The sequence below is a fragment of the Streptomyces sp. 13-12-16 genome, assembly GCF_002114215.1.
Lineage (GTDB): Bacteria > Actinomycetota > Actinomycetes > Streptomycetales > Streptomycetaceae > Streptomyces.
The window spans coordinates 1-8,765 of the sequence record NZ_NCTE01000420.1 but is presented as its reverse complement, the minus strand read 5'-3'; the positions used below and the strand labels follow the sequence as shown (position 1 = coordinate 8,765).

Annotated in this window: 10 protein-coding genes and 1 pseudogene; 7 read left to right on the top strand and 4 right to left on the bottom strand. The window is 71.9% G+C overall.

Going from position 1 to position 8,765, the window contains the following annotated elements:
• The 6 genes and pseudogenes from B7767_RS17215 to B7767_RS17190 all read left to right on the top strand — a co-directional run.
• Positions 1–310 (top strand): annotated as a pseudogene (locus B7767_RS17215) (ATPase); the annotation flags it as partial.
• Entirely contained in the window at positions 307–744 is a 438-nt protein-coding gene (locus B7767_RS17210) for a roadblock/LC7 domain-containing protein (RefSeq protein ID WP_085572966.1), read from the top strand. The pseudogene B7767_RS17215 and the gene B7767_RS17210, both read left to right, overlap by 4 nt.
• A 21-nt stretch (positions 745–765) precedes the next feature.
• A complete protein-coding gene (locus B7767_RS17205) occupies positions 766–1,176 on the top strand; it encodes a DUF742 domain-containing protein (RefSeq protein ID WP_085572965.1) in 411 nt (136 codons plus the stop codon).
• A 92-nt stretch (positions 1,177–1,268) separates the two neighbouring features.
• On the top strand, positions 1,269–1,874 hold the full coding sequence (locus B7767_RS17200; protein WP_085572964.1) for an ATP/GTP-binding protein: 606 nt from the start codon (positions 1,269–1,271) through the stop codon (positions 1,872–1,874).
• 170 nt (positions 1,875–2,044) lie between these two features.
• Positions 2,045–2,452 (top strand): roadblock/LC7 domain-containing protein, encoded by a 408-nt coding sequence (locus tag B7767_RS17195; protein WP_085572963.1) that lies wholly within the window; start codon positions 2,045–2,047, stop codon positions 2,450–2,452.
• A 125-nt stretch (positions 2,453–2,577) separates the two neighbouring features.
• Positions 2,578–3,504, top strand: coding sequence for a DUF6397 family protein (locus tag B7767_RS17190; RefSeq protein ID WP_085572962.1), 927 nt, complete (start codon positions 2,578–2,580; stop codon positions 3,502–3,504).
• 1 nt (position 3,505) lies between these two features.
• Here B7767_RS17190 and B7767_RS17185 read toward each other — a convergent pair whose 3' ends face one another.
• Both B7767_RS17185 and B7767_RS17180 read right to left on the bottom strand, forming a co-directional pair.
• Positions 3,506–4,372 carry an acyl-CoA thioesterase II gene (locus B7767_RS17185; RefSeq protein ID WP_073934723.1) on the bottom strand — a complete coding sequence of 289 codons (867 nt, stop codon included), beginning with the start codon at positions 4,370–4,372 and terminating at the stop codon, positions 3,506–3,508.
• A gap of 19 nt (positions 4,373–4,391) precedes the next feature.
• Positions 4,392–6,905, bottom strand: a complete 2,514-nt coding sequence (locus B7767_RS17180; RefSeq protein ID WP_085572961.1) for an RNA helicase — start codon at positions 6,903–6,905, stop codon at positions 4,392–4,394.
• A gap of 145 nt (positions 6,906–7,050) precedes the next feature.
• Here B7767_RS17180 and B7767_RS17175 point away from each other — a divergent pair, with 145 nt between their 5' ends.
• Positions 7,051–7,845: a metal-dependent hydrolase gene (locus B7767_RS17175; protein WP_085572960.1), complete on the top strand. Its 795-nt coding sequence runs from the start codon at positions 7,051–7,053 to the stop codon at positions 7,843–7,845.
• 20 nt (positions 7,846–7,865) lie between these two features.
• Here B7767_RS17175 and B7767_RS17170 read toward each other — a convergent pair whose 3' ends face one another.
• On the bottom strand, positions 7,866–8,120 hold the full coding sequence (locus B7767_RS17170) for a type B 50S ribosomal protein L31 (protein WP_085572959.1): 255 nt from the start codon (positions 8,118–8,120) through the stop codon (positions 7,866–7,868).
• A gap of 15 nt (positions 8,121–8,135) precedes the next feature.
• The gene (locus B7767_RS17165) at positions 8,136–8,606 is read right to left on the bottom strand and encodes a DUF5709 domain-containing protein (protein ID WP_085572958.1); all 471 of its coding nucleotides are present in this window, start codon (positions 8,604–8,606) and stop codon (positions 8,136–8,138) included.
• Positions 8,607–8,765 lie beyond the last annotated feature (159 nt).

Below are 8,765 nucleotides of genomic sequence, written 5' to 3'. Positions count from 1 at the left end.
ATCCCCAGGAGTCGCCGCCTTGCGACCGCACCGCCCGGAGGAGGAGCCCGCCGGCTCCGACGACCTCCCACGCCGCGTACGACAGGCCAGCCTCGCCCCCCAACTGCGCGACGGCCGCCGGGAAACGCCCGCGCCCGCGCGGCACGACGGCCGGGACGACCGCACCCCCGAACTCGTACGGGACCGCATGGTGGCCTACCGCGACGGCTGGGCGCGCGGCGGCGGCAGGCCCTCCGGCCGCGGCGCCGGTCCTGGTACCGGTCCTGGTCCCGGCCCCGTGAAGCACAGCACCGAAGGAGACCCCGCATGATCCAGGAACCGAGCACGAGGACCGGCCGGCGATCCGGCGAACTCGACTGGCTGCTCGACGACATGGTGCTCCGCGTCGGCGACGTCCGGCACGCCGTGGTGCTCTCCGACGACGGACTCGCCGTCGGCGCCTCCGGAGGCCTCGGCCGCGAGGACGCCGAGCACCTCGCGGCGGTCGCCTCCGGTTTCCACAGCCTGGCCAAGGGCGCGGGCCGGCACTTCGGGGCCGGCGGAGTGCGCCAGACGATGGTCGAGATGGACGACGGCTTCCTGTTCGTCGCCGCCGCCGGAGACGGCACCTGCCTCGCCCTCCTGACGGCCGTGACCGCCGACATCGGCCTGGTGGCCTACGAGATGGCACGGCTGGTCAAGCGCGTCGGCGAGCACCTCCACACCCCGCCGCGGGCCGGCGCGCGGCCACCGGCCGCCGGATGAGACGAGGAAGCGGTCCGGGAGATGACCGAGGACACGACAGGCGTTCCGCGCGCGGCGGACAGCCAGTGGTACGACCACGAGGCCGGGCCCCTGGTCCGGCCGTACGCCATGACCGGCGGACGCACCGGGCCCGGCCCCGGCGGGGTGCGGTTCGACCTGATCGCCCTCGTCACCCTGGACCCGGCCGCCCCCGGTGCCGACGACCCGGCGCTCGGCCCCGAGCACCGTGCCCTGATCGACCTGTGCCGCCCGGAGACACCGTCGGTCGCCGAACTCGCCGCGGGCGCGGACCTGCCCGTCGGCGTGGTCCGGGTGCTCCTCGGCGACCTGCTGGAGCGCGGCCACGTCACCGTCAGCCGCCCCGTACCGCCCGCCCACCTGCCCGACGAGCGCGTTCTCCGCGAGGTGATCGAGGGGCTGAGGGCCCTGTAGGCGACACCGCGCCCCCGGCCGGGACGCCTCCCGGGCCACGGCACACCCGTATCCCCGCCGACCGCGGCCGGCACTCCAGAGAGAAGTGATCGATGGTCCCTGAACACTCCGACACCCCCGGCGACGAGACGGCCGCGCTGGCGCTGAAGGTACTGGTCGCCGGCGGATTCGGCGTGGGCAAGACCACCCTGGTGGGCGCGGTCAGCGAGATCCGGCCGCTGCGCACCGAGGAACTGCTCAGCGAAGCCGGTCGGTCGGTGGACGACACCGACGGCGTGGACCAGAAGGTCACCACGACCGTCGCCATGGACTTCGGGCGCATCACCATCCGCTCGGGACTCTCCCTGTACCTCTTCGGCACCCCGGGACAGGACCGCTTCTGGTTCCTGTGGGACGAACTGGCGCAAGGCGCCCTGGGCGCGGTGGTCCTCGCGGACACCCGGCGCCTGGAGGACTGCTTCCCCGCGGTGGACTACTTCGAGCACCGGCGGATCCCGTTCGTCGTCGCCGTCAACTGCTTCACGGGCGCCCGGCGCCACGACACGGGGGACGTCTGCCGCGCGCTCGACCTGGACGCCGGAACGCCCGTCGTGCTGTGCGACGCACGCGAGCGCGACTCGGGCAAGGAGGTGCTGATCCGGCTCGTCGAGTACGCCGGGCGCGTGCACACCGCCCGGCTGCTCGACTCGGTGGGGTGACCGCGGGATCCGGGCTCGCGCCACTGTTCCTCGGTCATCTTCCGCCCCTTGGCTCCCGTCCTCCTTGCCCGGCGCCCGGTCGTGGGGAAGGCTGGCGCGAGGGCCCTCCCGCCAGGGGGGAACGGCACACGGGGCAGACCACGGGGAAGAACCAGGGGGAGACACACGACATGGCGCAGAACCAGGGACTCGACTGGCTGCTGGACGACCTGACCCAACGCGTCGAACACGTACGGCACGCACTGGTCCTGTCCAACGACGGGCTGGTGACGGGCGCGAGCACGGGACTGCGGCGCGAGGACGCGGAACACCTCGCCGCCGTCTCGTCCGGACTGCACAGCCTCGCCAAGGGTTCGGGACGGCACTTCGGCGCGGGCGGGGTACGCCAGACGATGATCGAGTTCGACGACGCGGTGCTCTTCGTCACCGCGGCGGGCACCGGCAGCTGTCTGTGCGTACTCAGCGGGGCGGAGGCCGACATCGGCCAGATCGGGTACGAGATGACCCTGCTGGTCAACCGGGTCGGTGAGCATCTGGACGTGGACGCCCGCCGACAGAAACCCGACGCAGAGCTCTGACCTGCTAATCCGTCCTCCGCTGCGGAGTTATCCACAGGCTCGCCACGGAGAGTGACAGAGCGGCTACGGTTTTTCCGGCGGCGCACCCGGCGCCGGCCGCCCACACTCCACGGGGGAGGACGAACATGCCCGGACAGCACACCATCGCGCACGACACCACCGTCACCGCCACCGCCGATCGGCCCGCGGCGGCACGGGAGGCCCTGGTCGGCCCGGGCCGTGCGGCCCGCGAACTCGGTCTCAAGAGCACCGAGTTCGACCTCGCCGTGCAGCTCGGGCGGATCCGTACGACCCCCGACGACGGTGGAGGGGGCCGGCGGGTCGACCGGGCCGAGATCGAGCGGCTCCGCGCCGGGCCGCGGTTTCCGGAGGCCCTGCGCCGGAGCGTGCAAGCCGTGGGCACCACGGAGGGCGCCGCCCTCATCGGCGTGACGAAGACCCGGTTCACCCGCCTCGCGAGGCTGGGACTGCTGGTGCCCGTGAGGTTCTACCTGAACCGCTACCGTGCCGTGGTCTGGCTCTACCTGGCCGAGGAGCTACGGCTGTTCGCGGCCGACGACAGGAACATGCCCCTGCTGACGGGGCGCACGCCCGAGAGTCTCAGGAGCCAGCTCGACGCCGGCACCGACCTGCGCCCGCGCAACTGGCGCGCCCGGCAGCTGGGCTTCATGCTCCGCCGGGCCGACGACCCCTGGGCACGCGCCGGGGCCGTGGCGTCGCTGCTCGGCCCGCCGCACGTGTCAAAGGCCGTCCCGGACCCCTACGACCGCTCCCACCTCAACGGGTTCCGCCGGCCGCCGCCGTCCCACGGCGCGCCCGGCTCACCGGCCGCGGACCTGGCGGAAGAGCTCATGACCGCTCAGGACCCGGACGAGATCGCCTGGCTGCAGGCCGATCTGGTCCGGCTGACGGAGGAGGCGCGGGCACACCGGCCGGCCCCCCGCCCCGCTCCCCACCGGCCGGAACCGGTCCAGCGCGCGCCGGAGGCCGTCGAGCCGGTACGCGGGACGTCCCGCGGCCTGCTGGGCCGGTGGTGGCGCGGAAACCGGTGACCTACAGGGCCCGGAACAACCCCTCCTGGACGACGGACACCAGCATCCGCCCCTCCAGGTCGTAGATCCGTCCGCGGGCCAGACCCCGCCCACCCGTGGCGATCGGCGACTCCTGGTCGTACAGGAACCACTCGTCGGCGCGGAACGGACGGTGGAACCACATCGCGTGGTCCAGCGACGCCATGTCGAAGCCGCGCGGCCCCCACAGCGGCTCCACCGGGATCCGCACGGCGTCCAGGAGGGTCATGTCGCTGGCGTACGTCAGGGCGCAGGTGTGAACCAGCGGATCGTCGCCGAGCGGGCCGACCGCGCGCATCCACACCGCGCTGCGCGGCTCGGCGCCCTTGACGTCGTCGGCATCCCAGCGCAGCCGGTCCACATAACGGATGTCGAAGGGCTGGCGGCGCGCCATCCGCTCCAACTGCTCCGGCAGCGCGCCCAGATGCTCACGGATCTCGTCCGACACCGTCGGCAGCGACTCGGGGTCCGGGACCTCGCGGGCCGGCGGCAGCTGGTGCTCGAAACTCCCCTGTTCAGGCTTGTGGAAGGAGGCGGTCAGATTGAAGATCGTGCGGCCCTGCTGCACCGCGGTGACCCGGCGGGTCGTGAACGACCGGCCGTCCCGCACCCGTTCGACCTGGTACACGATCGGCACCCCGGGTCTGCCCGGACGCAGGAAGTACGCGTGCAGGGAGTGCACGGGACGGTCGCCCTCCGTGGTGCGGCCGGCGGCGACCAGGGCCTGGCCGGCCACCTGGCCGCCGAAGACCCGCTGGAGGGACTCCTGCGGGCTGCGGCCACGGAATATGTTGACCTCGATCTGCTCCAGGTCGAGCAGGGCGACGAGGCTCTCGGCCGGATTCGTCATGGGTGGGGTTCTCCTGTGCTCACAGCTGGCCGACATCGGTGACCCGGACGACCGCGCGGCCCTCCGCGTCGGAGGCGGTGAGGTCGACCTCGGCACTGATGCCCCAGTCGTGGTCACCGCTGGGGTCGTCGAAGATCTGCCGGACCCGCCACAGCCCGTTCTCCGGCTGCTCCTCGATCAGCAGCAGCTTCGGCCCGCGGGCGTCGGGACCGGTGCCGAGCTCCTCGTACTCGTCCCAGTACTTGTCCATCGCCTCGCCCCAGGCATCCGCGTCCCAGCCGCCCTCGGCGTCCAGCTCGCCCAGTTCGTCCACCTGATCGAGGGCGGCGAGCTCGACCCGGCGGAACATGGCGTTGCGGACCAGGACGCGGAAGGCACGCGCGTTGGCGGTGACCGGCTTGACCTGGTCGGCCCTCTCCTGCGCCTCCTCGGCGGTCATCTCCTCCGGATTGGCCAGCTGCTCCCACTCGTCCAGCAGGCTGGAGTCGACCTGGCGCACCGTCTCGCCCAGCCAGGCGATCAGATCCTCCAGGTCCTCCGACTTCAGGTCGTCCGGGACGGTGTGCTCCAGCGCCTTGTAGGCGCTCGCGAGGTAGCGCAGCACGATGCCCTCGGTGCGGGCCAGCTCGTAGTGGGACACCAACTCGGTGAACGACAGCGCCCGCTCGTACATGTCCCGGATCACGGACTTCGGCGACAGCGGATGGTCACCGACCCAGGGGTGGCTCTTGCGGTAGGTGTTGTACGCGTGGAAGAGCAGCTCCTCCAGCGGCTTCGGGTAGGTGACGTCCTGGAGCCGTTCCATGCGCTCCTCGTACTCCACCCCGTCGGCCTTCATCGCGGCGACCGCCTCGCCGCGCGCCTTGTTCTGCTGGGCGGCGAGGATCTGGCGCGGATCGTCCAGCGTGGACTCCACGACGGACACCATGTCCAGCGCGTACGACGGCGACTCGGGGTCCAGCAGTTCGAACGCGGCCAGCGCGAACGTGGACAGCGGCTGGTTCAGCGCGAAGTCCTGCTGCAGGTCCACGGTGAGGCGGACGATCCGGCCCTCGGCGTCCGGCCGGTCGAGCTTCTCGACGATGCCGCCGTCCAGCAGCGAGCGGTAGATGGCGATCGCCCGCCGGATGTGCCGCAGCTGCTGCTTGCGCGGCTCGTGGTTGTCCTCCAGCAGCCGTCGCATCGCCTCGAAGGCGTTGCCGGGCCGGGCGATCACCGACAGCAGCATGGTGTGCGTGACCCGGAAGCGGGAGGTCAGCGGCTCCGGCTCGGAGCCGATCAGCTTCTCGAAGGTCTGCTCGCTCCAGGCGACGAAGCCCTCGGGCGCCTTCTTGCGCACGACCTTGCGGCGCTTCTTCGGGTCGTCGCCCGCCTTCGCCAGCGCCTTCTCGTTCTCCACGACGTGCTCGGGGGCCTGGGCCACCACGAAGCCCTCGGTGTCGAAGCCGGCCCGTCCGGCGCGGCCCGCGATCTGGTGGAACTCACGGGCCCGCAGCGTGCGCACACGGTTGCCGTCGTACTTGGTCAGGGCCGTGAACAGCACCGTGCGGATGGGGACGTTGACGCCCACCCCGAGCGTGTCGGTGCCGCAGATGACCTTCAGCAGACCCGCCTGCGCGAGCTTCTCCACCAGCCGCCGGTACTTGGGCAGCATGCCGGCGTGATGCACGCCGATGCCGTGCCGGACGTAGCGGGACAGATTGCGGCCGAACTTGGTGGTGAAGCGGAAGTTGCCGATCAGCTCGGCGATCTTGTCCTTCTCCTCGCGCGTGCACATGTTGATGCTCATCAGCGCCTGCGCCCGCTCCACCGCCTGCGCCTGTGTGAAGTGCACGATGTAGACCGGCGCCTGCCGGGCCTCGAGCAGATCGGTGAGCGTCTCGGTGAGCGGCGTGTACCGGTACTCGTAGGACAGCGGCACGGGACGCGTCGCCGAGCGGACCACGGCGGTGGGGCGGCCGGTGCGGCGGGTGAGGTCCTTCTCGAAGAAGGAGACGTCGCCGAGCGTCGCCGACATCAGCACGAACTGTGCCTGCGGCAGCTCGAGGAGCGGGATCTGCCAGGCCCAGCCGCGGTCCCCTTCCGCGTAGAAGTGGAACTCGTCCATCACGACCTGGCCCACGTCGGCGTCCTTGCCGTCACGCAGCGCGATCGACGCCAGCACCTCGGCGGTGCAGCAGATGACCGGGGCGTCGGCGTTGACGGACGCGTCACCGGTGAGCATGCCGACGTTCTCGGTGCCGAAGATCTTGCACAGCTCGAAGAACTTCTCCGACACCAGCGCCTTGATGGGCGCCGTGTAGAAGGTGACCTCGTCGCGCGCCAGGGCGGCGAAGTGGGCGGCCGCGGCGATCATGCTCTTGCCGGAGCCCGTGGGCGTCGACACGATCACGTTCGCCCCGGAGACCACCTCGATCAGCGCCTCCTCCTGGTGCGGGTAGAGCGTGAGACCGCGCTCCCGGGCCCACGACTCGAAGGCTTCGTAGAGGGCGTCGGGGTCGGCGGTCGGCGGCAGCTGATCGATGAGGGTCACGCCCCCATCTTGCCTGCCCGCCCGGCCGATGGGGGAATCGGCTGCGGGCGCGAAGATCGCGAACGCTACGCTGTGTGGCCGGCGGGGCGTCAACGCACCGGGTCAACCGGCCGGCGGCGAACGAGGAATGGGGCGGGCAACGGCGATGATGGGACCAGCACACTCACTGTCGGGCGCCGCGGCCTGGCTCGGGGTCGGCGCGGCGACGGCCGCGGCCGGACACCCCATGCCCTGGCCGGTGCTCCTGGCCGGCGCCCTGATCTGCGCCGGCGCCGCGCTCGCCCCCGACCTGGACCACAAGGCGGCCACCATCTCGAGGGCCTTCGGCCCCCTGTCCCGCTGGCTGTGCGAGATCGTCGACAAGCTGTCCTACGCCGTCTACAAGGCCACCAAGAAGCAGGGCGACCCGCGCCGCTCCGGCGGGCACCGCACGCTCACGCACACCTGGCTGTGGGCGGTGCTGATCGGCGCCGGCACCGCGGTCCTGGCGATCACGGGCGGCCGCTGGGCGGTGCTGGCCATTCTCTTCGTGCACATGGTGCTGGCCATCGAGGGCCTGCTGTGGCGGGCGACGCGCGGCTCCAGCAGCGATGTCCTGGTGTGGCTGCTGGCCGCGACCAGCGCCTGGATCCTCGCGGGCATCCTGGACGAGCCGGGCAACGGCGCGAACTGGCTGTTCACCGAGCCGGGCCAGGAGTACCTGTGGCTGGGGCTGCCGGTCGTCCTGGGCGCGCTGGTGCACGACATCGGGGACGCGCTGACCGTCTCCGGTTGCCCGATCCTGTGGCCGATACCTGTGGGCCGCAAGCGCTGGTACCCGATCGGCCCGCCGAAGGCGATGCGGTTCCGGGCGGGCAGCTGGGTGGAGCTGAAGGTGCTGATGCCCGTGTTCATGCTGCTGGGCGGAGTGGGCTGCGCGGCGGCGCTCAACGTGATCTGAGGACCGCGCCCGTCCGGGACTCAGCCGGAACCCTCACCGCCGTACCGGCGCTCGAAGCGGGCGACGCGGCCCTCCGTGTCCACGGTCCGGGCCTTGCCCGTGTAGAACGGGTGGCTCTCCGAGGAGATCTCCACCTCCACCACCGGGTAGGTCTCGCCGTCGTCCCACTCGATGGTCCGGTCGCTGGTCGCGGTGGACCGGGTGAGGAAGGCGTATCCGGCGGCACGGTCCCGGAAGACGACCGGGTGGTAGTCGGGGTGCTTGTCCTGCTGCATGGATGCTCCTCGGGGTCAGCCCGGCAGGTCGTCCTCGTCGACGACATGGATCGCGGCCTCTTCGGCGGAGGCGGCCGCGCCGTCGATGCCGACGTCCATGGCGACCAGGGCCTCCTCCTCGTCCTCGTGTGCCCCTTCGTCGGGGGCCACGAGCCGGCCGGAGCGTGCGGCTCCGACCTCGTTGTCCAGGAGTTCCCCGTCGGTGTCCTGCGAATCACCCAGGCCGTCGCCGTCGGGTGCGAGGGAGTCGGGCTGCTCCTCGGCGAGCCGCTGCTCCAGGGTCTCGCCCCGGTGGCGTTCCCCAGCCGTCACACCGGTGTGCTCCACCGCCCAGGGGCGTTCCGGCGGGGACCAGCCCCGGTCGAGGGGATCGTCGACCCCGTCGTACTCAAGGGTGTCCTCCGCGTCGAGCAGCCCGGTGTCCTCCCTCTGCTCGGAACCGTCGGGCTGGTAGACGTCATCTCCCCATCCGTCGGCGCTGTTCACAGGTACCTCCAGGGGGTGGGGACGGGCCCCTTCTCACCGTGGACCGCGGCGGGCCGCCGCTGCACGGGGCACTGGCGCCGTCCGCGCCCGGTCCGCCGGGCCCCGGGCGTCCCCGAGCCGGTGCCTGACTCCAGCCTTCCACCGGAGTTCCCCACCGCG

Bases quoted from the DNA above. Each gene is read 5' to 3' on its own strand.
- B7767_RS17195 (WP_085572963.1), top strand. From the start codon at position 2,045: ATGGCGCAGAACCAGGGACTCGACTGGCTGCTGGACGACCTGACCCAA.
- B7767_RS17185 (WP_073934723.1), bottom strand. From the start codon at position 4,372: ATGACGAATCCGGCCGAGAGCCTCGTCGCCCTGCTCGACCTGGAGCAG.
- B7767_RS17200 (WP_085572964.1), top strand. From the start codon at position 1,269: ATGGTCCCTGAACACTCCGACACCCCCGGCGACGAGACGGCCGCGCTG.
- B7767_RS17190 (WP_085572962.1), top strand. From the start codon at position 2,578: ATGCCCGGACAGCACACCATCGCGCACGACACCACCGTCACCGCCACC.
- B7767_RS17170 (WP_085572959.1), bottom strand. From the start codon at position 8,120: ATGCAGCAGGACAAGCACCCCGACTACCACCCGGTCGTCTTCCGGGAC.
- B7767_RS17205 (WP_085572965.1), top strand. From the start codon at position 766: ATGACCGAGGACACGACAGGCGTTCCGCGCGCGGCGGACAGCCAGTGG.
- B7767_RS17210 (WP_085572966.1), top strand. From the start codon at position 307: ATGATCCAGGAACCGAGCACGAGGACCGGCCGGCGATCCGGCGAACTC.
- B7767_RS17175 (WP_085572960.1), top strand. From the start codon at position 7,051: ATGATGGGACCAGCACACTCACTGTCGGGCGCCGCGGCCTGGCTCGGG.